Annotated in this window: 26 protein-coding genes; 8 read left to right on the top strand and 18 right to left on the bottom strand. The window is 72.9% G+C overall.

Going from position 1 to position 23,940, the window contains the following annotated elements; translation table 11 throughout:
- Positions 1-443: 443 nt before the first annotated feature.
- Positions 444-1,142, bottom strand: a complete 699-nt coding sequence (locus tag DFQ13_RS21140; RefSeq protein WP_181400090.1) for a helix-turn-helix domain-containing protein — start codon at positions 1,140-1,142, stop codon at positions 444-446.
- A 121-nt stretch (positions 1,143-1,263) separates the two neighbouring features.
- Positions 1,264-1,977 carry a hypothetical protein gene (locus DFQ13_RS21135; RefSeq protein WP_110081061.1) on the bottom strand — a complete coding sequence of 238 codons (714 nt, stop codon included), beginning with the start codon at positions 1,975-1,977 and terminating at the stop codon, positions 1,264-1,266.
- A gap of 285 nt (positions 1,978-2,262) precedes the next feature.
- Here DFQ13_RS21135 and DFQ13_RS21130 point away from each other — a divergent pair, with 285 nt between their 5' ends.
- Positions 2,263-3,849, top strand: a complete 1,587-nt coding sequence (locus DFQ13_RS21130) for a carboxylesterase/lipase family protein (RefSeq protein ID WP_035277964.1) — start codon at positions 2,263-2,265, stop codon at positions 3,847-3,849.
- Positions 3,850-3,880: 31 nt separating this feature from the next.
- On the top strand, positions 3,881-5,149 hold the full coding sequence (locus tag DFQ13_RS21125) for a DUF3089 domain-containing protein (RefSeq protein ID WP_110081060.1): 1,269 nt from the start codon (positions 3,881-3,883) through the stop codon (positions 5,147-5,149).
- A gap of 42 nt (positions 5,150-5,191) precedes the next feature.
- On the opposite strand, the gene DFQ13_RS34010 is transcribed toward DFQ13_RS21125, so the two are convergent.
- On the bottom strand, positions 5,192-5,341 hold the full coding sequence (locus DFQ13_RS34010; RefSeq protein WP_161784403.1) for a hypothetical protein: 150 nt from the start codon (positions 5,339-5,341) through the stop codon (positions 5,192-5,194).
- A 250-nt stretch (positions 5,342-5,591) separates the two neighbouring features.
- Between DFQ13_RS34010 and DFQ13_RS21120 the strand changes: the two genes are divergently transcribed.
- On the top strand, positions 5,592-6,233 hold the full coding sequence (locus DFQ13_RS21120; RefSeq protein ID WP_110081059.1) for a class I SAM-dependent methyltransferase: 642 nt from the start codon (positions 5,592-5,594) through the stop codon (positions 6,231-6,233).
- Here DFQ13_RS21120 and DFQ13_RS21115 read toward each other — a convergent pair.
- From DFQ13_RS21115 to DFQ13_RS21105, 3 genes are all read right to left on the bottom strand, one after another.
- Positions 6,210-7,265 (bottom strand): cation diffusion facilitator family transporter, encoded by a 1,056-nt coding sequence (locus DFQ13_RS21115; protein WP_110081058.1) that lies wholly within the window; start codon positions 7,263-7,265, stop codon positions 6,210-6,212. The genes DFQ13_RS21120 and DFQ13_RS21115 overlap by 24 nt on opposite strands.
- A gap of 329 nt (positions 7,266-7,594) precedes the next feature.
- Positions 7,595-8,770 (bottom strand): aminotransferase class V-fold PLP-dependent enzyme, encoded by a 1,176-nt coding sequence (locus DFQ13_RS21110; RefSeq protein ID WP_233438510.1) that lies wholly within the window; start codon positions 8,768-8,770, stop codon positions 7,595-7,597.
- Positions 8,767-9,543 (bottom strand): tryptophan 2,3-dioxygenase, encoded by a 777-nt coding sequence (locus DFQ13_RS21105; protein ID WP_233427487.1) that lies wholly within the window; start codon positions 9,541-9,543, stop codon positions 8,767-8,769. The genes DFQ13_RS21110 and DFQ13_RS21105 overlap by 4 nt, the downstream gene beginning before the upstream one ends.
- 91 nt (positions 9,544-9,634) lie before the next feature.
- Here DFQ13_RS21105 and DFQ13_RS21100 point away from each other — a divergent pair, with 91 nt between their 5' ends.
- The 4 genes from DFQ13_RS21100 (at position 9,635) to DFQ13_RS21085 (ending at position 12,624) form a co-directional block, all read left to right on the top strand.
- A complete protein-coding gene (locus tag DFQ13_RS21100; RefSeq protein WP_052020919.1) occupies positions 9,635-10,189 on the top strand; it encodes a DUF4240 domain-containing protein in 555 nt (184 codons plus the stop codon).
- Positions 10,190-10,247: 58 nt separating this feature from the next.
- Positions 10,248-10,730 carry a cation:proton antiporter regulatory subunit gene (locus DFQ13_RS21095; protein ID WP_035280458.1) on the top strand — a complete coding sequence of 161 codons (483 nt, stop codon included), beginning with the start codon at positions 10,248-10,250 and terminating at the stop codon, positions 10,728-10,730.
- 22 nt (positions 10,731-10,752) lie between these two features.
- Positions 10,753-11,934 (top strand): cation:proton antiporter, encoded by a 1,182-nt coding sequence (locus DFQ13_RS21090; RefSeq protein ID WP_110081057.1) that lies wholly within the window; start codon positions 10,753-10,755, stop codon positions 11,932-11,934.
- 66 nt (positions 11,935-12,000) lie between these two features.
- Positions 12,001-12,624, top strand: a complete 624-nt coding sequence (locus tag DFQ13_RS21085; protein WP_110081056.1) for a class I SAM-dependent methyltransferase — start codon at positions 12,001-12,003, stop codon at positions 12,622-12,624.
- A gap of 106 nt (positions 12,625-12,730) precedes the next feature.
- Here the strand turns inward: DFQ13_RS21085 and DFQ13_RS21080 are convergent, their stop codons facing one another.
- The 10 genes from DFQ13_RS21080 to xerD form a co-directional block, all read right to left on the bottom strand.
- Positions 12,731-13,156 carry an Imm1 family immunity protein gene (locus DFQ13_RS21080; RefSeq protein WP_181400089.1) on the bottom strand — a complete coding sequence of 142 codons (426 nt, stop codon included), beginning with the start codon at positions 13,154-13,156 and terminating at the stop codon, positions 12,731-12,733.
- Positions 13,153-13,710, bottom strand: a complete 558-nt coding sequence (locus DFQ13_RS21075; RefSeq protein WP_146241315.1) for a hypothetical protein — start codon at positions 13,708-13,710, stop codon at positions 13,153-13,155. The genes DFQ13_RS21080 and DFQ13_RS21075 overlap by 4 nt, the downstream gene beginning before the upstream one ends.
- Positions 13,711-13,938: 228 nt before the next feature.
- Complete coding sequence (locus DFQ13_RS21070; RefSeq protein WP_052020920.1) at positions 13,939-14,694, bottom strand: pseudouridine synthase; 756 nt, start codon at positions 14,692-14,694, stop codon at positions 13,939-13,941.
- The gene (scpB, locus tag DFQ13_RS21065) at positions 14,684-15,358 is read right to left on the bottom strand and encodes an SMC-Scp complex subunit ScpB (RefSeq protein WP_110081184.1); all 675 of its coding nucleotides are present in this window, start codon (positions 15,356-15,358) and stop codon (positions 14,684-14,686) included. Before scpB ends, DFQ13_RS21070 begins: the two co-directional genes overlap by 11 nt.
- Before the next feature lie 932 nt (positions 15,359-16,290).
- Positions 16,291-17,130 carry a segregation and condensation protein A gene (locus tag DFQ13_RS21060; RefSeq protein ID WP_110081053.1) on the bottom strand — a complete coding sequence of 280 codons (840 nt, stop codon included), beginning with the start codon at positions 17,128-17,130 and terminating at the stop codon, positions 16,291-16,293.
- Positions 17,127-17,495: a hypothetical protein gene (locus tag DFQ13_RS21055; RefSeq protein ID WP_035286069.1), complete on the bottom strand. Its 369-nt coding sequence runs from the start codon at positions 17,493-17,495 to the stop codon at positions 17,127-17,129. Before DFQ13_RS21055 ends, DFQ13_RS21060 begins: the two co-directional genes overlap by 4 nt.
- A complete protein-coding gene (locus DFQ13_RS21050; protein ID WP_035286070.1) occupies positions 17,492-18,418 on the bottom strand; it encodes a ParA family protein in 927 nt (308 codons plus the stop codon). Before DFQ13_RS21050 ends, DFQ13_RS21055 begins: the two co-directional genes overlap by 4 nt.
- 89 nt (positions 18,419-18,507) lie before the next feature.
- A complete protein-coding gene (locus tag DFQ13_RS21045; RefSeq protein ID WP_324608979.1) occupies positions 18,508-18,855 on the bottom strand; it encodes an ArsR/SmtB family transcription factor in 348 nt (115 codons plus the stop codon).
- A gap of 37 nt (positions 18,856-18,892) precedes the next feature.
- On the bottom strand, positions 18,893-19,930 hold the full coding sequence (locus DFQ13_RS21040; protein ID WP_110081052.1) for a Gfo/Idh/MocA family protein: 1,038 nt from the start codon (positions 19,928-19,930) through the stop codon (positions 18,893-18,895).
- Between the two features lie 16 nt (positions 19,931-19,946).
- Positions 19,947-20,870, bottom strand: coding sequence for a site-specific tyrosine recombinase XerD (gene xerD, locus DFQ13_RS21035; RefSeq protein ID WP_035286077.1), 924 nt, complete (start codon positions 20,868-20,870; stop codon positions 19,947-19,949).
- A gap of 92 nt (positions 20,871-20,962) precedes the next feature.
- On the opposite strand from xerD, the gene DFQ13_RS21030 reads away from it, so the two are divergent.
- On the top strand, positions 20,963-21,472 hold the full coding sequence (locus tag DFQ13_RS21030) for a DUF1707 domain-containing protein (protein WP_035286071.1): 510 nt from the start codon (positions 20,963-20,965) through the stop codon (positions 21,470-21,472).
- A 69-nt stretch (positions 21,473-21,541) separates the two neighbouring features.
- Here the strand turns inward: DFQ13_RS21030 and DFQ13_RS21025 are convergent, their stop codons facing one another.
- Together DFQ13_RS21025 and DFQ13_RS21020 are read right to left on the bottom strand one after the other, a co-directional pair.
- Positions 21,542-22,192, bottom strand: a complete 651-nt coding sequence (locus tag DFQ13_RS21025; protein WP_407643186.1) for an NUDIX domain-containing protein — start codon at positions 22,190-22,192, stop codon at positions 21,542-21,544.
- Entirely contained in the window at positions 22,189-23,886 is a 1,698-nt protein-coding gene (locus DFQ13_RS21020) for a CTP synthase (RefSeq protein WP_110081051.1), read from the bottom strand. The genes DFQ13_RS21025 and DFQ13_RS21020 overlap by 4 nt, the downstream gene beginning before the upstream one ends.
- Positions 23,887-23,940 lie beyond the last annotated feature (54 nt).

The following is a 23,940-nucleotide window of genomic DNA, read 5'->3' as shown; positions in this document are numbered from 1 at the left end:
ACACCGAGACCCGCCAACATAGCCGCCGACCACCCGACACACCGACACACCGACGGCCCGGCGACTCGGCCACACAAACGCCGGGCAGGCGAATGCGATTGGCCAGCCGGCCACCCCCGAAACCGCTGGCCCGGCTGCGGCCCTGCCCGGGTGGGTGGATGTGTTTGGCCGGGGGTGGCGATCATGTGACAGCCTGCCTGGGCGGTGGGGCATCTTTTCAGCCCCACCTGACGCACTGGAGCACATGATCGCCATAGGGGCCCCGGCCAAACACATCCACCCAGCCGGGCACCCACCGGCAAACAACCGGGTTCTGAAACCAGAGCCACGGCAGAGCACACCCACCCGGGCACACCCACCAAAACCCGGGCCTGGCAACAAGGCCGAGCACATCCACCCGAGCACCCCAATGGGACCCCGGCTTCGAGGACCCACAACAGCCCTCAGGCCGGGACGCCCACCCGGGTCAGCGCGGCCACGTCCCGCAGGAGCCGGCCGGTCACGGCGGCGTCCCCCGCGGCGGCGGCCCAGGTCAGCCCCTGCCCCAGCCACGCCATGCCCAGCGCGTCCTGCCCCCGGGCGGCGCGCATCCTGCCCGCCACCCGCGCGTAGTGGGCGGCGAGGGTGAGCAGCGCCCGGGAATCGGCCGGGGCCAACCGGTGCAGCGCCCACTCCACCGGGGCCAGCGCGTCGGTGGCGGCGCAGTCGTGCAGCAGCGCGGTGAGCACGTGCACCAGGTCCGGTCCCGGTCGGTCGCGCCCCAGCCGGGCCAGCAGCGCGTGCGCGCTCGCGGCCACGGGCACCCGGCAGGCCACCGCCCCGTGCTCGGGGCAGCCGATCCCCGCCGGGAGCACGGCGGGCCAGTGGCGCAGCGGAATCCGCACCCCGTCGGCCGCCGCTCCCGGCAACAGCGACAGCAGTGTCTGTTGTGGACTGTCCTGGGTGTCCAGTGCGGCCAGTTCCCCGCCGGTGCCCAGCACCTCGTCCAGCGCCGCCGCCAACCCGCGCGGCGGGGTCCTGGCACCGCTCTCCACCTTCGAGATCAGGCTGTGGTGGTAGCCCACCCGCTCCCCCACCTGCGCCTGCGTCAACCGGGCCCGCCGCCGGTGCGCCCGCAACGCCCGCCCGAACTCGGCCGCCACAACCCCTCCCCGGCCCGGCCGGTCGCCGGGTGCACACGGAACGTAACACCGGCGGACGCGCTGCGATAAGGGCTGCTCAGCGGTGGGAAATAAACAGCTCTTTCCCAGTTCCACCGCTCATTCAGGCAGCGCGGGCGACGAACGCGTGGGTGCCGGACCTGAACAGCCGGAACGGCACCGGCCGCAGCTCGGTGTCGACGCCGCGCTCGGCGAGGTCGGCGCGGAGGCGGTCCAGCTCCGGGTACGGCCTGCCCATGGTGTCGACCAGCGGGTAGACCCTGGCCTCCAGGGCGCTCACGCGGACCATCTCGGCGATCGAGGCGAGCAGCAGGTCGTGGCCGAAGTCGTCGGGGTAGGAGAACAGCAGGTGGCTCGACAGGGCGATGCGGAACTCGCCGTCGGCGAACGGCAGGACGGGCAGGGAGGCCGCGCGGTAGTGCGCGGAGTCGGGCCGGTAGTGGGCCTCGAAGCGGCGCAGGTTGTGCTGCCACTCGGCGAGGTACGCCACCGGCGCGTCGGCGACGTGCTCGGCGTAGAGCTCCGGCCAGGTGGTGATCGCCGTGCGGGCCAGCGCCGCCCCCCGGTCGGCCGCGGCGGTCAGCTCGGCGGCGGACCGGTGGTAGTGCGGGTCGACCGCGCACCCGGTGCCGCCCAGGGCGACCAGGTCGGCCAGGAAGCTCGACGCGCCGCCCGCGACGTCGAGGACCGGACCGCCGAGCAGGTCGGCGTCGGAGAGCGCGAACATCTCCCGGTACTCCCCCAGCCGCCGCGCCGACACGATCAGGGAGCCGATGCCCTGGTACCGCTGCTGCGCCGTGCCCGATAAAACCGCCACCGTCTTCTGCTCCTCTGCCCGTGCCCGACCGATCGCGGCATGTCCGGATCGGCGGATGCGGAGATTAATCAGCGCCCCCGGCGCGGGGTGCGACCGGGTCCCGCTCGCGGGCCGCCCACCCGCCACCGGGCGATCCTCCACCGAACCGGTACCGACCCACCATTTGTCCCGGAATGGCCTTTCCCCGGGTGACAACTATTGATTCTTGCCGCGCCCCCACATCGCCATTACCGTCGATTGAGCAGCGGAAACAGCGACGTTTTCCGGGCGGGAAGAGGTCAGCCGATGATTCGGGTCCGACGGGTGTGGCGGGTGGTGTGCGCCGCCGTGGTTGCGGCGCTGGTGGGGGTCGCGGTGCTGTCCGCGATGCCCGCGCAGGCGTTCGGGTTCCCGCTGGTGCGGGTGGACGGCGGGCTGCTGCTCGGCCGGTCGGACAACGGGGTGGACGAGTTCCGGGGCATCCCGTTCGCCGCGCCGCCGGTGGGCCCGCTGCGCTGGCGGGCGCCGCAACCGGCGGCGGGGTGGTTCGGGGTGCGCGACGCGGAGAAATCCGGGAACAAGTGCGCGCAGACCTACGGCATCGACTTCACCAGGATCACCACCGAGGACTGCCTGTACCTCGACGTGCACGTGCCCCGCGGCGGCGCGGCGGGCAAACCGGTGATGGTGTGGATACACGGCGGCGCGTACGTCATCGGGTCCGGCAGCGAGTACGAGACCTCGGAGCTGGCGAAGTTCGGTGACGTCGTCGTGGTGACGATCAACTACCGGATGGGGCCCTTCGGGTTCCTCGCGCACCCGGCGCTCGACGGCGACGGCCAGTTCGGGCTGATGGACCAGCAGGCGGCGCTGCGCTGGGTGCAGCGCAACATCGCCGCGTTCGGCGGGGACCCGGCCAACGTCACGATCTTCGGCGAGTCGGCGGGCGGCGGCAGCGTGTGCTCGCAGATCGCCTCCCCGCAGGCGGCCGGGCTGTTCGCCCGCGGCATCGCCGAGAGCGGCTGCGCGGTGCCCGCCCCCACCGTCGCGCAGGCCGAGAACCTCGGCGAGGGCTTCGCCCGCGGCGTCGGCTGCCCGGGGAGCACCACCGACGCGTGCCTGCGCGGCAAGTCCACCGACGAACTGCTCGCCGGGGCGGGGATCACCCTCAGCGACATCAACCTGCGCTGGACCCCGCCGGTGGGCGGCGGCCTCGTGCCGCTGGCGATCCAGGACGCGTTCGAGTCCGGCCGGGTCAACCGGGTTCCGCTGCTGCAGGGCACGAACCGGGAGGAGGCGTCGCTGTTCGTGGCGATCAAGGCGCTGGCCGGGACGACGGTGACCGCGGTGAACTACCTGACCCGGCTCAGCGAGCGCTTCGGCGGCGGTTTCGTCGAGCGGATCGCCGAGCAGTACCCGCTCGGCGGCTTCCCCAGCCCCCCGGAGGCGATCAGCGGGGCGGTGACCGACGCGGTGTTCGCCTGCTCGGCGCAGTACTCCAACCAGGCGCTGGCCCAGCACGTCCCGGTGTTCGCCTACGAGTTCGACGACCCCGCCGCGCTGCCCCCGGACCTGCCGTTCTACCTGCCGTCGGGTTCCTCGCACGCCGCGGAGCTGCCGTACGTGTTCGGCCGCTCGGTGGGCACGAAGCTGCCGCCGTTCTTCTCCCCGGACCAGCGGGAGCTCTCCACCGCGATGATGTCCTACTGGACGTCCTTCGCCAGGACCGGCGTGCCGACCGGGCCCGCCCCGTGGGCCCCGGTCACCCCGGGCCGCGACGTGGTGCAGCGGCTGAGCCCCACCTTCGTCGGACCGGCGGCCTCCTTCGGCGCCGACCACCGGTGCGGGTTCTGGAAGCAGATGTACGACGACGGCATGATCCCCAACATCTGAGCCCCGATCTTCGAGCGAGGAGTTCCCCCCAGTGCGGATTCGACTGACCCTGGCCGCGGCGGCGGTGCTGGCCGCGGCCACCACCGCGGCCGTCGTGGTGGCCGAACCGGGCACCGCGAGCGCGGCCGAGCCGCTGGCCCGCACGGTGTGGCTGTGCAAGCCCGGCCTGACCGACAACCTGTGCGGCCAGGCGCTCGACGGCACGCAGGACAGGGCGCCGCACTACCCGAACGGCCGGGCGGTGAACCTCGACGCGAGCACGATGTCCGCCGACGACAGGCCGGTCGGCGTCGAGCCGTTCGCGCCGGGCGGGCCGAAACCGGTCGACTGCTTCTACGTCTACCCCACCGTCGACGCGCTGCCGAACCCGCTGGTGCAGGCCGGGAACGTCCCGCCGGAGCGCCGCGAGGAGGGCACCGCGGTGACACTGGCGCAGGTCGCCCGGTTCACCCACCACTGCCGGGTGTTCGCGCCCAGCTACCGGCAGATCCCCCTGGCCGGTCTGCTCGGCGGCGTCACCGGACCGGACCGCGAGCGCGCCGCGCTGGACGTGCGCACGGCCTTCGAGGACTACTGGGCGCACGACAACGTCGACCCGGCGACCGGGGAGCGGCGCGGGGTGGTGCTGCTCGGGCACTCGCAGGGCACCTTCGTGCTCACCGACCTGATCAAGGCCAAGTTCGACGGGCCGACGCCGGAGCGGGACAGGCTGATCAGCGCCTACCTGCTCGGCGGTTCGGTGCAGGTGCCGGTGTCCGCGGGCGACCAGGACAACCCCGGGGCGTCCTTCCGGACGCTGCGGCCGTGCGCGAGCACGACCGAGCGGGGCTGCCTGGTCGGGTACTCCGCGTTCGCGGTGGAGCAGGGCCAGTCACCGGGGGCGATGTTCGCGGGCAACCTGGCACCGGGGGTGAAGTCGCTGTGCGTGAACCCGGCCGCCCTGCTGGCGGGCGCCCCCGCCGACGCGACCACGCCGATCGACCCGTACCTCCCGACCAGGACCCTGCTCAAGGGCAACCCGTTCGCCCACGCGGGCCCGCTGTCGCTGATCCTGACCGGTGTCCCGGTCCCCGACCTCAAGACCGGCTTCGCCCACTACCCCGGCGACGGTCAGGGGGGCTGCCGCTTCACCGGGGACGAGACGGCGAACCGCTCCTGGATGCAGGTGGACGCGAGCCCGAAGGTGGCGCCCCCGCAGAGCGGGGCGACCTCGTTCGGCCTGCACGTCGGCGACTACAACCTGCTCGCCGGTGACCTGGACCGCCTGCTCGGCGCCCAGGTCGCGGCCTGGCGCGGGTGAGGTGCGGTGGTGCCCGGCCGCCCGCCGGGCACCACCACCGCCCTACCGCTTGGTGAGCAGGCCCTGCCCGACGATCCGGCGGGCGATCCGCTTGAGCAGCGACTTGCGCGGGCGGGTCGCCGCGGGGGGTGCGAGGGTCGGCTTCGTGGCCCGGGGGATGGGCGAGAAGCGCACGGTCTGCTCTGCTGACACTGGAGTCTCACGATTCGGTGTAGAGATCGACACGGTTCGATCGTGCCACCCGCTCGCGCCGGTCGGTGACGAACCCACCGCTCACCGTGACCCGCGCCACTGTGTAACCTGCGCCCCCGCGCAAACCGGTACTCAGCAATACCCGTTCGGATGACAATTTGTCACGGTGCGCGTTCGGCTTCACCCGATCGCAACGTCAGCCAGCGACAATCACCTCCTCAGGCGTTCCCACCTCCCGGAAGACGTGGCCATGGACCTCATCGAGGAAAGCGCGGCGCTGTCGGACCTGATGTGGCGGGTGTACCACCACGTCCGCGACGGCGGGGCGGACATGAGCGAGGGCGGCGCCAGCGTCGCCGAGGCGACGTACCTGCGCGACCTGGCGACCCGGCACCGGGCCGGGCTGGTCTTCGAGATCGGCTTCAACCTCGGCTTCTCGGCCATCGCGTTCCTGGAGAGCGGTCCGGACACCCGGGTCGTCTCCTTCGAGCTGGACGACCGGCCGAGCGTGCTGCTGGCCAAGCAGTTCGTCGACGAGCGCTACCCGGGGCGCCACGAGCTGGTCCTGGGCGACTCGCTGAGCACGGTGACCGCGTTCGCCGCCGACCGCCCCGAGCGGGCCGACCTGATCTTCGTCGACGGCGGGCACGACTACGAGGTGGCCGCCGCCGACCTGCGCAACGCCCGCGCGGTGACCCGCCCCGGCGGGCACGTGGTGATCGACGACCTGGTGCCCTGGTACCCGTGGGGCGTCGGGCCGACGCGGGCGTGGACCGAGGCCGCCGACACCGGGCTGCTGGTCGTCGACGAGTCCTACGTGGACGGCAGGCGGGTCGCCCGGATCGAGGCGCCGGGCGACCGGGCGTGGTCAGCCGGTCGGTTCCTCGCCTGAGGCGCGCGCCCCGGCGACCTGCTCCGCGGAGACCTGCGCGGGCCGGGTGCCCCGGCCGTAGCGGGCGAGCACGGCGGCGCGCAACTCCTCGTCCGAGCGCGGCACCGGCTCGATGAAGACCTCCGCCACGTCGGGCTGCGCCGCCCGCAGGTCGGTCGCCATCCGCACGCAGACCCGCTCCAGCTCACCGGCGGTGATGGTGTCGTCGAAGTCGACCCTGGCGCAGACGAGCACCCGGTCGGTGCCGATGAGCATGGTCTGCAGGTCCACCACCGCGTCCACCTCGGGGGCGGAGTTGAACGCGTCCCGGATGGCGAACACCAGGCTCGGGTCCGCCTGCCTGCCGATCAGCAGCCCCGCGTTGGTGCGGCCGAGCAGGAAGGCCACCCCGGCGAGCAGGACGCCGATGGCCACCGAGGCGACGCCGTCCCACACCGAGGACCCGGTCAACTGGTGCAGGCCGACCCCGGCGAAGGCCAGCAGCAGGCCGACGAGCGCGGCGGAGTCCTCGTAGAGCACGGTCTTGGACGTGGGGTCGTCGCTGTGGCGGAGTTCGTCGCCGAACGAGCGGCCGGTGTCCCTGGCCTCACCGCGGACCTGCCGCAGCGCCTGCAACCACGAGGTGCCCTCCAGCAGGAAGGCGATCCCCAGCACGATGTAGGCCACCAGCGGTGAGGTCTGCTCCTCGGGCTCGCCGAAGATCGTCGAGAACCCCTCGTACAGGGCGAAGACGGCACCCGAGGTGAAGATGGACACCGCGGCGAGCAGCGACCAGAAGTAGCGCGCCTTGCCGTAGCCGAACGGGTGCTCCCGGTCGGCGGGCCTGGTGGACGCCTTGAGCGCGGTGAGCAGCAGGATCTCGGTGAAGGTGTCGGCCACCGAGTGCGCCGCCTCCGACAGCATCGCCGCCGACCCGGTGATCAGCCCGGCGATCAGCTTGAGCACGGCGATGGCGAGGTTCACCGATCCCGCGAGGACGACGGTCAGGGTGCTCTCGCCCGAGTCGGGGAGCTCGGTCTTCTTCTCGGCCACCGGCCGAGGTTAAGCCCGGCGCCGCGCCCCCGCCGGGTGGCCGAGCCCGGTTGTTTGTGGGTGGTGCCCGGCTGGGTGGATGTGTTTGGCCGGGGCCCCTATGGCGATCATGTGCTCCAGTGCGTCAGGTGGGGCTGAAAAGATGCCCCACCGCCCAGGCAGGCTGTCACATGATCGCCACCCCCGGCCAAACACATCCACCCACCCGGGCCTCTGCGTAGCCGGCCGGCGGCTTCTTGGGTGGTCGGCTGGCCAAGCACATCCCGACCGGCGGGTGGTGAGGTGGCTTTGTTCGAGGTGTGTTCTCGCTGCCTGCTGCCTGCCTGCCCCTACTCCACCAGATTCCCCAGGGTGGTCATGGCCGCGCGGAGTTGGTCGTCGCGGAGGTAGGGGGCTGGGCCGAAGCGGAGGTGTTCGCCCCGGCTGTCGGTGGCGACCCCGGCTCCGGCCAGGGCGGTGTGCAGGCGGGCGGCGTCGGGGGTGCGCAGGGACAGGAAGCCGCCGAAAGCCGTGCGCGGGGTCGTGCGGTCGCGGGTGACCACGTGCTCGGGGAGGTCGAGGGCGTCGAACTCCTCGGCCAGGATCGTGTTCTGGCGCAGGGAGATCGTGCGCAGGACCTGCGGGGTGAGGCCCCGGCTGTCGAAGAAGTCCAGGACGGCGCAGGCGCGGTAGTGGCTGACCGGGTCGTAGGTGGCGCCCGCGAACCTGGCCGCGCCGGTGCCGTAGGGGACCAGGTCCGGGTTGCGCTCGTCGGCCAGGGCGTCGAACTCGGCGTACCAACCCGTGATCACCGGGCGGAGGGTGTCGGCGTGCGGGGGCAGGCGCAGGAAGCAGTTGCCCTCGCCGAGTTGAAGGTACTTGTAGCCGCCGCCGACCACCCACGCCGCTTCGAGGCCGGTGGCGTCGAAGGGGAGGGCGCCCAGGGCGTGGTAGGCGTCGACGAGGAGTTCCGCGCCGGTGCGGGCGCAGGCGGCGGCGAGGGTGTCCAGGCCGGGGACCACGTGCGCGGTCTCGAACAGGACGGCGGAGACCAGGACCGCCGCGGTTCGGGCGTCCACTTCGGACGCCAGGCGCTCGGCCAGGTCGGCCACCGGGTGCGCGGGGACGCGGACCAGGTCCACCAGGCCCTCGCCGAGGCGGCCCAGTTGGCGGCGCAGGGTGTGGAACTCGCCGTCGGTGGTGACCAGGCGGGGGCGGGCGCGCAGCGGCAGGGCGGAGAGGAACCGCAGCACCAGTTCGTGGGTGTTGGCGCCGAGGGCGACCTCGCCGCCGCCGACCAGGGTGGCGTAGTGGGCGCGGAGGCGGTCGGCCTTGGCGAAGGCGCGGGGCCACTTGCCGTCGACCCGCTCGGCGGCGTCGGTGAACGCCTCGACCTGGCCGTCCAGGGCCGCGTCCGGCCACGCCTGGTGCGAGTGGCCGGTCAGCAGCAGCCGCTCGGCCACCCGGAACCGGGCGTAGTGCGGGGCCAGGTCCTCCGGGCGCAGCGTTCCCGCCTCGGCCGTCACAGCTCGCTCCGGACGGCCCACAGGTCGGGGAAGACCGGGGTGAACAGGGTGCCGCGCAGGTAGGCGGCTCCGGGTGAGCCGCCGGTGCCGGACTTGGTGCCGATGGTGCGCTCGACCATCTTCACGTGCCGGTACCGCCACTCCTGCAAGCCCTCGTCCAGGTCGACCAGGTGCTCCGCCACGGTCGACGGGCCGCTGTCGTCGGCGTAGACGCGCAGCAGCACCTCCTGCAACTCCGCCGATTCTTCCCACGAACGGGTGAAATCCCGGGTGAGCAGAGACGGGGGCACGGGGTAGTCGTGCGCCGCCAGGTAGGCCAGGAACGAGTCGAACACCGAGGGCCGCGACATCGCCGCGGCCAGCGCCGGGGCCTCGGAGTGGTGCGCCAGGACGCGGGGGTCGCGGCGGCCCAGAACCGCCTCCAGCTCCCGGAACTGGGCCGACTGGAAGCCGCTGGAGGCGTCCAGCCGGGCCCGGAAGCTGGTGAACTGCCTCGGTGTCATCGTCTCCAGCACGTCGACCTGGGCCACGATCACCTTGAACACCGACAACACCCGGCGCAACGTCCTGGTGGCGTGCGCGGTGTCGCCCTTGACCAGCACGTCCTGGAGGTGTCGCAGCTCGTGCAGCATCTGCTTGAACCACAGCTCGTAGACCTGGTGGATCGTGATGAACAGCGGCTCGTCGTGCTCGTCGGAGCGCGGGCGCTGGGCGCCGAGGACCTCGTCGAGGGCCAGGTAGGAGGTGTAGGTCAACGTCGCGTCGTGCGCCACGGTCGTCCTCGCTTCCATCGGGTGCGGTGCCCACAGCCTCACACGTGTCCACGAGTCGTGGAGTGTCGGTCCCGGCTGCCAGAATCGGGCCATGACGGACGAGGCGTTCTGGCAGCTCATCGGTCGGGCGGTGGAGCAGCCCGGGGACCGCGACGAGCACGCCGAGTGGCTGACCGAGGAGCTGACCAGGCTCCCGCTCGCCCAGGTGGTGGACTTCGCGGTGCGGCTGGCCGCGGTGCGCGCCCGCGCCGACACCCCGGAGCTGCTCGCCGCCGCCCACCTCATCCACGCCGGGTCCTGCTCGGAGTACTCGTTCCGGTCGTTCCGGCTGTGGCTGCTCACCCTGGGCCGGGAGACCTTCGACGCGGTCGTGGCCGACCCGGACGGGCTGGCCGGGGTGGAGCGGGTGCGCGCGCTCGCCGCCCGGCCGATGCGCGAGTGGTCGGCGCAGGACTGGCCGGAGTGGGAGAGCCTCGACTTCGCCGCGCACGAGGCGTTCGACGAGTCCACCGGCCGCGACTGCGCACTGGCCGAGGAACTGGCCAGGCTCGGCGTGGCCGACTCGACCGGCCCGGTCCCGCCCGGCGATCCGGTGCGGCTGCCCCGGCTGGCGGAGCTGTTCGAGGGCGCGACCGTCCGGGGCTGAGCGGTGCCCGGGTGAACAGGGGGAACGAATCGGGCGCCGGGCTTGTTACCGTGGTGTGGTGAACGTCGAGGTGACCCCGCTGCCCGGGATAGGCACACGCCAGGACTTCGTCGCGCGTTCCGGTCGCCGGATCGGGGTGATCACCTACCGGGACGGGCACTTCGACCTGATCGTGTCCAAGCACGACGACCCGGACTCGTGCGTGGCATCGATCCCGCTGACCGTCGAGGAGTCCGGCGCGCTGGCCAACCTGCTCGGCGCCCCGCAGCTCGTCGCGCTGCTGGAGGAGCAGAACCGGGAGGTCGCCGGGGTGAGCACCCGGCAGCTCCCGCTGGCCCCGAACTCCCCGTACGACGGCCGCACCCTGGGCGACACGGCGCTGCGCACCCGCACGGCGGTCTCCGTCGTCGCGGTGGTGCGGGCGGGCACCGTGCACCCCTCGCCGCGGCCGGACTTCGTGTTCCGCGGCAGCGACCTGCTGATCACCGTCGGCACCGCGGAGGGGTTGGCCAAGGCCGTCGACGTCCTCGAAAACGGCTGAGCACGAGGAAGAACCCGAGAACTTGCACAACACCGCCATCTCCCTGATCGAGCTGGGAGCGGTCTTCTTCGGCCTGGGCATCCTCGGACGGCTCGCCTGGAAGATCGGCATCTCACCCATCCCGCTCTACCTGGTCGGCGGCCTCGCCTTCGGCGCGGGTGGGCTGGTCCCGCTGGAGGGCATCGAGGGTTTCACCGAACTCGCGGGCGAGATCGGGGTGGTGCTGCTGCTGTTGCTGCTGGGCCTGGAGTACTCCGCCGCCGAGCTGGTCACCGGCCTGCGCCGCTCCTGGCTGGCCGGGATCGTCGACCTGGTGCTCAACGCCGCCCCCGGCGCGGTCGTGGCGTTCCTGCTGGGCTGGGGCCCGGTCGGGGCGCTGGCCATGGCCGGGGTCACCTACATCTCCTCCTCCGGCATCGTCGCCAAGGTCCTCGGCGACCTGGGCAGGCTCGGCAACCGGGAGACCCCGGTGGTGCTGTCGATCCTGGTGTTCGAGGACCTGGCGATGGCCCTCTACCTGCCGATCCTCACCGCGGTCCTGGCCGGGACGACGCTGCTGGGCGGGTTCACCGCCGTCGGCATCTCGCTGGTGGTGATCACGGTCGTGCTGGTCATCGCGCTGCGCTTCGGCAGGTACGTGTCGATGGTGGTCGACAGCCCCGAGCCGGAGGTCTTCCTGCTCCGGGTGCTCGGCGCGGCCCTGCTGGTGGCGGGGATCGCCTCGCAGTTGCAGGTCTCCGCCGCGGTGGGCGCCTTCCTGCTGGGCATCGCCATCTCCGGCTCGACCGCCGAGAACGCCACCAAGCTGCTGGAGCCGCTGCGCGACCTGTTCGCGGCGATCTTCTTCGTGGTGTTCGGCCTCAACACCGACCCCCGGTCGATCCCCCCGGTGCTCGCCTACGCGGTCGGGCTGGCGGTGCTGACCACGCTCACCAAGCTCGTCACCGGCTGGTACGCCGCCAAGCGCCAGGGCATCGCCAGGATGGGCCGGGCCCGCGCCGGGGCGGCGCTGGTGGCCCGAGGGGAGTTCTCCATCGTCATCGCGGGCCTGGCGGTCGCGGCGGGGGCCGTGGACGAGCAGCTCGCGGCGCTGGCCACGGCCTACGTGCTGCTGATGGCGATCCTGGGCCCGGTCGCGGCCCGAGTGGTCGAACCGGTCGCCAGGGCCGTGCAGCGCAAGGTGGGCGCCCCGGCCACAACCTGAGGCGCATTCACGTGCTCACCCGGTCGGCCGATTGGCCCACGCGGGGCTGCGGCATACGGTTCCTCGATGGAGTTGACCTTCCGGCAAGACCCGCGGGACCTCGGCACGACCCCCACCGCGCACCCCTGGGTGGCCGAACTGGCCGCGTCGACCGACCTGTCCGGCGCCCGGGTCCTGGTCCCGCTGCGCGGCGGGTCGGCGGACCTGCTCTTCCTCGCCGAGCACGCGGCGGAGGTCGTCGGCGTCGAGGCCACCCCCCGAGCGGTCACCGAACTCTTCGACTCAGCGGGCCTCACCCCGACGGTCACCGACGGCGTGCACCGGGCGGGCAACGTGACCGTGTGGTGCCGCGACCTGCTCGACCTGGGCGCGGCGGACCTCGGCCCGGTCGACCTGGTCCACGACCGCAACGCCCTCACCGCCTTCCCGGACGACGCGCGCGACCGGTACGCCGCGCACCTGACCTCGCTGTGCGCCCCGGGGACCCGGTACTTCCTCACCACGCTGGAATACCGCCCCACCGCGTCGGAACCCCCGTTCAGCGTGGGCGCCGACCAGGTCCACGGCCACTTCGCCGAGGCGTTCTCCATCGACCACGCCCACGCCGAACCCCGCCCGGAGCACCGGCTCATGACGGAGTTCGGGCTGGACTACCTGGTGGAGCACGGGTTCCTGATGACCCGGCGGTGAGCGCTCAGAGGTCCACGGCGGCGAAGAGGGAACCGACCTCGGGGCGGCTCAGGGCACCGAGGCGCCGCGCTCGGCGTGGAGGTCTGTTGGTGGGCACACCACAGCGTCACTCGAACCGGGACAGCAGCGATGCCGCCTCCTGCCATTCGACACACGTCGGCCGCTGTCCGGTTACCAGGAATTCAGCTACAGCGGCATAGACGGTTTCGACCGGCACTTCGGCGTGTGGGGGGATGCTGGTTTCATCGAGACCCGCGAGGAAGTAGTCCGACCACGTGCTCCTGGTGCCGGTGGCAGGAACATAACTTTCCATCTCCACAGCCCATTCCAGCACGCCCACATCGTTGTACACGCCGAACGTGAGTGCGCCTTGGGGTTGGTTCTCGCGGTTCAACGGCTTCCGCGACAACACCCAGGCCCATGGGATCTCAACCCCGGCCTCATTCAAGGTGCGCACCTCGGCCACCAGATCAACCCCGGGGGGAACGATGTCGAAGTCGAGGAACGGAAAGTGGATCACGGGTTCGATCACAGCGGCGCCCACCCATCCGACCGGTGTGCGGTGAGCGTGCCGAAGGCGCGGCCGTCGATCTCCACATACCCCACGATGGAAACATTGCCCGTGCCTCGGCGCACCCGTGGCGGGAGGTCATCGCAGTAGGGCAGCGCTGCCGCCGGGTAGCGGTCGCCGTGCTTGTTCTCCACCCCCGGTGGGGGCGACGCAGAAACCGGGATCGGGCGCAGTCGCGCCAAGGTCGGACGTGGCCCCTCTGGCGCCGGGGCCTGTGGCGCACCCGGTGACACCGCACCGTGCCCCGGGCCTGCCACTGAGGCGAGGTGGGCGTCGATGAGCTGTTCGGTCTCAGCGACGCTCCGCCACACCGCGCGCAACTCCTCCAGCACGGCCGCGTAGGAGGGCGGCATGTAGCCGATGATGCTTGCGGCCTTCTCGATCACGTCCGCCGCGACGACGAGGCACTCCCGCACCGCCGTCAGTTTCGCCGGCACCGCGTGCAGCGCTGCGGCCAACTCTCCCGCGGACATCGAACCATCCTGGAACGCCGGGCCGACAACGACGACGACCATCACACAGCAGGACGTCCACAGCACCCGAACGCGATGCGTAAGGCCACTCTCTGCGCGTTCATGGCCGCTGCGTTCGCTTCGTGGGTCGCCAGGTGGGTGCGTCACCCCCTGGCGGTGGACCGGGGCTGGGGTCCGGATGAGTCCGGACTGCCCATCGCCCGGCGTCACATCCCACGGGACAGGACCGTGCGGGCACAGCCCTGTTTCCGGAAACCGGCGGTGGGCGGGTCAGAGGTCCACGGCGGCGAAGAGGGAACCGACCTCGGGGCGGCTCAGGGCGCGCAGGGAGCCGGGGCGCTGGTTGCCCAGGCGGACGTCGCCGATCTGGGTGCGGACCAGCTTGAGGACGGGGTGGCCGACCTCCTCCAGGAGCCTGCGGACGATGTGCTTGCGACCCTCGTGCAGCACGACCTCCACCAGCGCCTTGCCCGCGTAGTTGTCGACCATGCGGAACGAGTCGACCCGGGCGGGACCGTCCTCCAGGGTCACCCCGTCGCGCAGGCGCTTGCCGATGTCCCTGGCGACCGGGCCGGGCACCTCCGCCAGGTAGGTCTTGGCGACCTCGAACGACGGGTGCATGAGCCGGTGGGCCAGGTCGCCGTCGTTGGTGAGCAGCAGCAGGCCCTCGGTCTCGGCGTCGAGGCGGCCGACGTGGAAGAGCTTGTCCACCCGCTCGCGCAGGTAGTCGCCGACGCAGGGGCGCCCGCGGTCGTCGTCCATCGTGCTGTGGACGCCTCGGGGCTTGTTCAGGGCCAGGTACACGCGGTCCTCGCGGACGATGACCCGGACACCGTCGACGTGGATGACCACGTTGTCCGGGTCCACGCGCTTGCCCTGCTCGCGGACGACCTCACCGTCGACGCTCACCCGCCCCTGGTCGATGAGGTCCTCGGCGGCGCGGCGCGAGGCCACCCCCGCACCGGAGAGGACCTTCTGCAGGCGCACACCGTCGGCGGCGGGGTTGGGCTGGGACCTAGGAGACATCGTCGATCGCTTCCACTTCCGGCAACAGAGGGGCGATCGGGGGGAGGTCCTCCAACGAGGACAGGCCCAACCGCTCCAGGAACAACTCGGTAGTCACGTACAGGATGCCACCCGTTTCCGAGTCGGTCCCGCTCTCCTCGATGAGGCCGCGCACCACGAGGGTACGGATGACGCCGTCGACGTTCACACCCCGCACCGCCGCGACCCGCGCCCGGGACACCGGCTGGCGGTAGGCGATGACCGCCAGGGTCTCCAGGGCGGCCCTGGTCAGCTTGGCCCGCTGCCCGTCGAGCAGCAGTTTCTCCACCACCGGGGCGAACCGGTCGCGGGTGAACAACCGCCACCCCGCCCCGACCCGGCGCAGGTCGATGCCGCTGCCCGCCTCGGTGTAGCGGGCCTGCACCCGCCGCAGCGCCTGCCGGGTGCGGCCGACCGGCTGGTCGACGGCGGCGGCCAGCACCTCGGTCTCGACCGGGGCGTCGACCACCAGCAGCACCGCCTCCAGGGCGGAGTCGAGGTCGGCGTCGGCGCGCAGGTCGGGGAAGCGCTGCCCGCTGGTCGCGGACTCCCCGTCCACCGCCTCCTCCGGCGGCAGGTCGGCGGCGAGGGTGGCCACGGCCTCCTCGGTCACCCCGTCCACCAGGTCCGCCGCGGACTCGTCCAGGACGCCCCCGCCCGGGGCGGGCTCGACCTCGTCCGGCTCGTCCGGCCAGAGCACCGGCGGCACCCCGCCCCCGGAACGGCCCACCCCGGCGGGCCCCGGACCCGCGGGCGCCCCCGCCGCGTCGGCGCCCGCCTCGTCCGGCCACGGCACCGGCGGAACGCCCGACTTCTTCGCCTTGCGACGACCCGCCCGGGCAGGCGCCGGATCGGCGGGCGCAGACGCCTCCGCATCGGCGCCCGCTTCCTCCGACCGCAGCACCGGCGGCACGCTCGGCTTCTTCGTCCCGGAGCGGCCTGCCCGGGCGGGCCCCGGACCTGCGGGCGCAAACGCCCCCACGTCAGTGCCCGCTCCACCCGGCCCCACCGGCGGCACGCTCGACCTCCCCGACTCGGAGCGACCTGCCCGAGCAGGCCCCGGACCTGCGGGCGCAGACGCCCCCACGTCAGTGCCCGCTCCACCCGGCCCCACCGGCGGCACGCTCGACCCCCCCGACTCGGAGCGACCTGCCCGGGCAGGTCCCGGGTCTGCGGGCGCGAGTGCCTGCGCCGCCGTGTCGGTGCCCGCCTCGCGCGGGCGCAGCACGGGGGGAACGGCGGGCGCCTTCCTCCTGGCGCGGCCCGTCGGGGCTGCCGCGCCGTTGGTCGCAGCGGAGTCCGCGGACGGGGTTCGGCTGTCCTCCCCGGCACCCGGCGCCGCGTCGGCGGTGGCGCGCTCGGCCCGCCCGCGCCTGCCCGCCGCACCCTTTCCCCGGGCCGCCGCAGCCTCGGGGTCGCCGCCCGGCTCCGCCGCCGCGGGCGGCTCGACCGCGCCCGGCGTCGACTCGGCCGCGTCCCGGGCGGGCGCGTCGGTCGGGGTGTCGGGGGTGAACAGGTTGGCGAGGCGCTCGGCGACCTCGTCGCTGACCCGCAGGTGGTCGTCTTCGGGGGTGTCGGTCACCCGTACTCCTCTTCCTCCCCGGCGGGCGGCGCCGCCGCGGCCACGGCCGCGGGGTCCGGTTCGCCGGTCCATTCCACGATCAGCTCGCCGAGCGGGTCCTCCTGCTCGAAGAGGACCGTCGCCTCGCGGTAGAGCTCCAGCAGCGCCAGGAACCTGGCCACGACCTCCAGGGTGTTCTCGCAGTCGGCGACGAGCTGCGCGAACGTGGCCTTGCCCAGTTCGGCCAGGATGAGCCGCAGCTCCCCCGCCGTCTCGCGGACCGACACCTGCCGCTGGTGGATGTGGTCGAGCGACACCGTGGGCGGCGGTTTGGGCCGGAACACCGCGGCGGCGATCTTGGCGAACCTGTCCGGGTCGACCCCGAGCATCACCTCGGGCATGAGGTCCTGGAAGCGGTCCTCCATGGCCACCGAGCGCGGGTAGCGGCGCAGCGCCGTGGACTCCAGCTCGCCGAACAGGGCCGCGACCTGCTTGTAGGCCCGGTACTGCAACAACCGGGCGAACAGCAGGTCCTTGGCCTCCAGCAGCGCCAGGTCGTCCTCGTCGTCGACCTCGCCCTGGGGCAGCAGGCGGGCCGCCTTGAGGTCGAGCAGGGTGGCGGCCACGACCAGGAACTCGGTGGTCTCGTCCAGGCTCCAGTCGTCGCCGAGGGACTTGATGTGGGCGATGAAGTCGTCGGTGACCTGGTGCAGGGCGACCTCGGTGACGTCCATCCGGTGCTGGGAGATCAGTTGCAGCAGCAGGTCGAACGGGCCCTCGAAGTTCGACAGCCGCACCGTGAACCGCCCGCTCGGCTCCTCGGCGGCCGGGGCGGGCGGGTCGACCACGGCGGTCACCGGCGGGGTTCCCGGCGCAGCCTGCGGACCAGCACGGACTCGGCGCCGTGCGCGTCGAGGTCGGCGAGCAGGACCGCGACGGCCTCGCGCACGACCCGGCCGCGGTCGACGGCGACCCCGTGCGCGGCGCGCAGCGCCAGCCGGGCCTGCTCCAGCGCCAGCAGCTCCTCGTCGGAGACGTACACGGTGATCTTCGAGGTGTGCTTCTGCCGCTGCGTGCCCTCCGGCACCTCGAACAGCACCCCGTCGAGCTGGGCGTGGTCGGCCCGCGCCTGGCTCAGCCCGGCGTGGTCGACCCGCTCGGGTGCCCGCGCGGTGGGGCGGAACAGCTCGGCGGCTCCCGGGAGCGGGGTCCTCCTGGTCACCTGGCGATCACCTCGCGCGCCAACTGGCGGTAGGCCTTGGCCCCGGCCGACCGGGGCGCCCAGGTGGTGATCGGCTCCCCGGCGACGGTGGTCTCCGGGAACCGCACCGTGCGGTTGATGACGGTGTCGAACACGGTCTCGCCGAACGCGTCGACGACCCGGGCCATGACCTCCCGCGAGTGCAGGGTGCGGGGGTCGAACATGGTGGCCAGGATGCCGGTGATGCTCAGTTTGGGGTTCAACCTGTCCTGGACCTTGTCGATGGTGTCGATGAGCAGGGCGACGCCGCGCAGGCTGAAGTACTCGCACTCCAGCGGGATCAGCACCCCGTCGGCGGCGGTGAGCGCGTTCACGGTCAGCAGACCCAGCGAGGGCTGGCAGTCGACGAGGATGTAGTCGTAGTCGGCCAGCACCGGACGCAGGGTCCGCATTAAGGAGTGCTCGCGGCCCACCTCGGACACCAGTTGCACCTCGGCGGCGGACAGGTCGATGTTGCTGGGCAGCAGGTGCAGGTTCTCCACGCAGGTTTCCATGACCACGTCGCGCACCCCGACCGAGCCCTCGATGAGCACGTTGTAGATGGTGCGCTCCAGGTCGTGCGGGGGGATGCCCAGGCCGACCGACAGCGCGCCCTGGGGGTCGAAGTCGACCAGCAGCACCCGCCTGCCGTACTCGGTGAGCGCGGCGCCGAGGTTGATGGTGGACGTGGTCTTGCCGACCCCGCCCTTCTGGTTGCAGACGGCGAGGACCTGCGCCGGACCGTGGACGGCGACCGGCTCGGGTTCGGGGACGTGCCTGCGCGGGCGGCCGGTGGGGCCCATGGTGCCCGCGACGGGCGGCTCGTCGATCCCGTCGTCGTCGGAGTCCCTCGGCGCGATGCTGAGCTCCACCCGACGCTGTTCCGAATGCGGAAGTGTCGACATGGCGATCCAGCTCCTTGTCGCCTGCGGTGCTGACCACCGCAGCGTAAGGGGGCGGCCGTTGGCCTCCAACACGGCTCGCCGCCCGCGAGTCAAGCGTTTGCCGCAGCGCGGTCGGGTGGCCTGCCCGCGGATTCGGCGCCCGGGCCCGCGAGGGCGTCGAGGACGGCCCCGATCAGGCCGGGGAACAGCTCGTCCAGCTCGGCGCGGCGCAGCGAGAGCCACCGCTGGTTGCCGTCCGGGCGGGTGCGGGTGACCCCGGCCCGCCGCAGCACCCGCAGGTGCTGCGACAGGGTCGACTTGGCCACGGAGACGTCCAGGTCGCCGCAGGACAGCTCACCGGCGCCCGCGAGCTGGGCGAGGACGGCGAGCCGGGTGGGGTCGCTGAGCGCGTGCAGCACCCCGGGCAGTCGGACCTGGTCGATCCTCGGCTCGTCCACGCCGACCACAGTACGACCCGACCGGGACCCGGGGCGCTCAGTCGTCGGCGGGGAACCGGGCGCCGACGGCCAGCCGGGCCCGGTCCATCAGGCCCATGATCGCCACCGTGTCGGCGTGCGGGACCAGCGGGCTCTCCACCAGCCCGGCCCGCAGGCAGCGGGCGACCTCGGCGAACTGCGGCCGGTACCCGTTGCCCTCGACCGGCGCGGTGAGCTCCTCCTCCACGCCGTCGCGCGGCGACCCGACGTGCACCAGCAGCGACGTGGGGCGGAACAGCGGCCTGCGGAAGGTCAGCCAGCCACCGGTCCCGACGACGGTCGCCTCGCACGGGCTGAACGCCTCCACGGTGCAGGAGACGTTCGCGTACCGGCCGTCGGCGTAGCTCCACAGCATGGCGACGGTGGAGTCCGACCCGGTCGGCGAGCGGCGGCCGGTGGCCACGACGTCGTCCGGGGCGCCGAGGAACAGCCACGGGAAGGTGGCGGCGTAGACGCCCAGGTCGAGCAGGGCGGACCCACCGGCGGCGAGGTCGAACAGCCGGTGCGCCGGGTCGTAGTCGAACGCCCAGCCGTGGTCGGCGGTGACAGAGACGACCTCACCGATGGTGCCCGCCGCGACGATCTCCCGCGCCCGGCGGACCAGCGGGTGCAGCCGGGTCCACATGGCCTCCATGCAGAACACGCCGCGCGCCCCGGCGGCGTCGACGACCTCGCGGGCCTGCCGCTCGGTCAGGGTGAACGCCTTCTCCACCAGCACGGGCTTGCCCGCCTCGACGGCCAGCAGCGCGTGCTCGTGGTGCTGGCCGTGGGTGGTGGCGACGTAGACCACGTCCACGTCCGGGTCGGCGACCAGCTCGGCGTAGGACCCGTACGCGGTGGGGGCGCCGAGGGTGTCGGCGAGCGCCCGGGCCCGGTCGAGGTCGCGGGCCCCGACGGCGTGGACGGTGTTGTCCGGGGTGTCGCGCAGGTCGGCGCCCGCGCTGCCCGCGATGACCCCGGCCCCGAGAATCCCCCAGCGGACCGGTCCGTCGTGGGTCAGCGGTGTCGGTGTTGATTTCGGTGTTGGTGTCGGCACGGCACCGAGTCTGCCGTCAGCGGATCGCGCGCGGGTGGGCGGTGGCGTACACCTCGCGCAGGGTCGTGACCGTGACCAGGGTGTAGATCTGGGTGGTGGTCACCGACGCGTGGCCGAGGAGTTCCTGCACCACCCGCACGTCCGCGCCGCCCTCTATCAGGTGGGTGGCGAAGGAGTGGCGCAGCGTGTGCGGGGAGACCGCGACGGCGATGCCCGCCTGCTCGGCGGTCACCCGGAGGGTGGTCCACGCGCTCTGCCGCGACAGCCTGCCGCCGCGCAGGTTGAGGAAGACCGCGGGCGTGCCCCGGCCGCGGGCGGCCAGGTCGGGGCGGGCGCGCACCAGGTACGCGTCGAGGGCGTCGAGGGCCGGGCGGCCGATGGGCACCAGCCGCTGCTTGCCGCCCTTGCCGTCGAGCCGCACGACCCGCTCCACCGCGTCGACGTCGTCGAGGTCGAGCCCGACGGCCTCGGAGATGCGGGCGCCGGTGGAGTAGAGCAGCTCCAGCAGGGCGCGGTCGCGCAGCCCGCCGGGGCCGTCGCCGGGCGGGGTGCCGAGCAGGCGGAGCACGTCGTCGACCGGCAGCGCCTTGGGCAGCCTGCGCGGCGGGGTGGGGGGTTTGACCTCGCGGGCGGCGTCGGTCTCGGTCAGCCCCTCCAGCACGGCGAAGCGGTGCAGCCCGCGCACGGCCACCAGCGCCCGGGCCGCCGAGGACGCCGCCAGCGGCGGGTGCTCCGCGTCGCCCTCCCGCAGCACCGCGAGGAACCCGGACACGTGCTGCTCGCGCACGTCGCCGAGGTCGGTGAGGCCGAGGGCGGCGAGGTGGTCGAGGTAGCGCAGCAGGTCGCGGGTGTAGCCGTCGAGGGTGTTCGCCGACGTGCCCCGCTCGACGGCGAGGTGGTCGAGGTAGGTGCGCAGGACCGGTTCGGGGGCGGCGGACACCGGCCGGATGCTAGTGGCCGGGGGTGCGCCCGACAGGTCGACGCGCGGCGAAACCACCGGGCGACCGGACGCGTCCGAGTACCGTGACACCCGTGAGCCAACCTGCCGACCCCGACGCCGTCCGCATCGGCAACCTCGAGCGCGAGGACGCGATGCGCATCCTGGGCGAGCACTTCACCGCGGGCCGCCTCCAGGTCGACGAGTACGACCAGCGGGTCAACCAGGCCACCGTCGCCACCACCCGCGCCCACCTGCGGGTCCTGTTCACCGACCTGCCCGCCCCGTACCCGCCGTTCATGGCGCCGCCGGTCTGGTCCGCACCGCCCCCGCGCCCGGTCGGCGCACCCCCGGGCGCCATCCCGGTGTACCCCGGCCTGGCCCCCCGGCACGACCTGGGGGTGTCGGACAAGTCGAAGGTCGTGGCGGGCATCCTGCAACTGATCACGCCGTTCGGCCTTGGCCGCTTCTACATCGGCCACACCGGCGTCGGCCTCGCCCAGTTGCTCACCTGCGGTGGCTTCGGCATCTGGACCCTGGTCGACGGCATCGTGCTCCTGGTCAACGGCGGCACCGACGGCTACGGCAGGCGCCTGCGCGACTGACCGGGACCACCGCGCGGGCCGGTCGCCGGGCGGCAGCCCGAACGACCGGCCCGACGCCGGTCCCGTGGCCTAGTCCTCTTGGCGGGCACCGAAAGCGGTCGACCGACCCGGCCACGGCGCGTCCGCGAGCCGAGGCGGCGCGGCACCGGAGTCCACCGCCGACGCCGCCAACACCCCCGCCACCGCGGAAGCGTTCACGATCTCCCCGCCCAGGGCCATCCGCACGGCCTCTTCGAGCGGGAAGCGCCGCATGACGATGTCGGCTTCCTCCTCGCCCATCTCCACCCGGGTGACCTCGGAGAGCCCGGTCGCCAGGTACACCCGCACCGCCTCGTCGGTGAACCCCGGCGACGCGGCGACGTCGACCAGCACCGACCAGTCGGCCGCCTCCAGGCCCACCTCCTCGACCAGCTCCCGCTTCGCCGCCGCCAACGGGTCCTCCCCGTCGTGGTCGACGAGCCCGGCGGGCAGCTCCCACAGCCGCTCGCCCACCGGGTGCCGGTACTGGCGGATCAGCACCACCCGGCCGTCGTCGTCGAGGGCGACCACGGCGACCGCGGGCAGGTGCTCGACGACCTCGCGCCGGGCGGTGCCGCCGCCGGGCATCCGGACCTCGTCGACCCGCAGCGCCAGGATCTTGCCGACGTGCACGTCCCGCGACGACACCACCTCGAACGCGTGCCGGGTGCTGTCGTCCAGTTCCGAGTCAGGGGTGTTCACGCTGAAACCGGCTCCTTGTCACCGAGGTCGACGGGCAGCCGACCGGCCCTCAGGTACCCCACGGCCGCCTTGATGAACCCGGCGAACAGCGGGTGCGGGCGGGTGGGCCTGCTCTTGAGCTCCGGGTGCGCCTGGGTGGCCACGAAGAACGGGTGCACCTCCGGCGCCAGCTCGATGAACTCCACCAGCCGCCCGTCCGGGGAGGTGCCGGAGAACACGACACCGGCCTCGGCCAGCCGGTCGCGGTAGGCGTTGTTGACCTCGTAGCGGTGCCGGTGCCGCTCGGACACCTCCCGCTCCCCGTACACCGAGGCGACGACCGACCCGGGGGTCAGGCTGGCCGGGTAGGCGCCGAGCCGCATGGTGCCGCCCATGTCGCGCTCGCCCGCCACCACGTCCTGCTGGTCGGCCATGGTGGAGATCACCGGGTGCGCCGTGGCGTCGTCGAACTCCGCGGAGTCGGCGTCGGCGATGCCCGCCAGCGACCGCGCGGTCTCGATCACCATGCACTGCAACCCCAGGCACAGGCCCAGGATGGGGATCTTGTTGACCCGCGCGTGGGTGATGGCGCCGATCTTGCCCTCGATGCCGCGCACGCCGAACCCGCCGGGGATCAGCACACCGTCCACACCGGACAGGGCGGCGGCCGCACCGGCCGGGGTCGCGCAGGTGTCCGAGGCCACCCAGACCACCTCGACCTTGGCCCGGTTGGCGAAGCCGCCCGCGCGCAGCGCCTCGGTGACCGACAGGTACGCGTCGGGCAGGTCGACGTACTTGCCGACCAGGGCGATCCGGACCGTCTCCTGCGGCTTGTGCACCCGGTCGAGCAGGTCGCCCCACACCGCCCAGTCCACGTCGCGGAAGGGCAGGTCGAGCTTGCGCACCACGTAGGCGTCGAGGCCCTCGCCGTGCAGCACCTTGGGGATGTCGTAGATGGACCGGGCGTCCACCGCGGCCACCACGGCGTCGGTGTCCACGTCGCACATCAGCGCGATTTTGCGCTTGAGCCCGGCCGGGATCTCGCGGTCGGCGCGGCAGACGATGGCGTCGGGCTGGATGCCGATGTTGCGCAGCGCGGCCACCGAGTGCTGGGTGGGCTTGGTCTTGAGCTCCCCCGACGGCGCCAGGTACGGCACCAGGGACACGTGCAGGAAGAAGATGTTGTCCCGGCCCACGTCGTGGCGCACCTGCCGGGCGGCCTCGAGGAACGGCAGCGACTCGATGTCGCCCACGGTCCCGCCGACCTCGGTGATCACCACGTCCGGGGCGCCGCCGGACCCGTCCGGGGCGGCCATGGCCAGGATGCGGGACTTGATCTCGTCGGTGATGTGCGGGATGACCTGCACGGTGTCGCCGAGGTACTCCCCGCGCCGCTCCTTGGCGATCACCGCCGAGTACACCTGCCCGGTGGTGACGTTGGCGGTGCCCGCGAGGCTGCGGTCGAGGAAGCGCTCGTAGTGCCCGATGTCGAGGTCGGTCTCGGCGCCGTCGTCGGTGACGAACACCTCACCGTGCTGGAACGGGTTCATCGTCCCGGGGTCGACGTTGAGGTACGGGTCGAGCTTCTGCATCGTGACCCGCAGGCCCCGGGAGGTGAGGAGCTGGCCGAGGCTGGAGGCGGTGAGGCCCTTGCCCAGCGAGGAGGCGACGCCTCCGGTGACGAAGACGTGCTTGGTCGTGCGCGCGTGCTGCACCAACGAGGCTCCCCGTGGTCGATCAGTTGGGCCGACCTGCAGGTCGGTCTGATG

The organism is Actinokineospora spheciospongiae, from assembly GCF_003182415.1.
GTDB lineage: Bacteria > Actinomycetota > Actinomycetes > Mycobacteriales > Pseudonocardiaceae > Actinokineospora > Actinokineospora spheciospongiae.
This window is presented reverse-complemented; position numbering and strand designations above follow the sequence as displayed.

Bases quoted from the DNA above. Each gene is read 5' to 3' on its own strand.
- DFQ13_RS21070 (WP_052020920.1), bottom strand. From the start codon at position 14,694: ATGTCTCCTAGGTCCCAGCCCAACCCCGCCGCCGACGGTGTGCGCCTG.
- DFQ13_RS21100 (WP_052020919.1), top strand. From the start codon at position 9,635: ATGACGGACGAGGCGTTCTGGCAGCTCATCGGTCGGGCGGTGGAGCAG.
- DFQ13_RS21050 (WP_035286070.1), bottom strand. From the start codon at position 18,418: ATGTCGACACTTCCGCATTCGGAACAGCGTCGGGTGGAGCTCAGCATC.
- DFQ13_RS21085 (WP_110081056.1), top strand. From the start codon at position 12,001: ATGGAGTTGACCTTCCGGCAAGACCCGCGGGACCTCGGCACGACCCCC.
- DFQ13_RS21075 (WP_146241315.1), bottom strand. From the start codon at position 13,710: ATGGTCGTCGTCGTTGTCGGCCCGGCGTTCCAGGATGGTTCGATGTCC.
- DFQ13_RS21120 (WP_110081059.1), top strand. From the start codon at position 5,592: ATGGACCTCATCGAGGAAAGCGCGGCGCTGTCGGACCTGATGTGGCGG.
- DFQ13_RS21130 (WP_035277964.1), top strand. From the start codon at position 2,263: ATGATTCGGGTCCGACGGGTGTGGCGGGTGGTGTGCGCCGCCGTGGTT.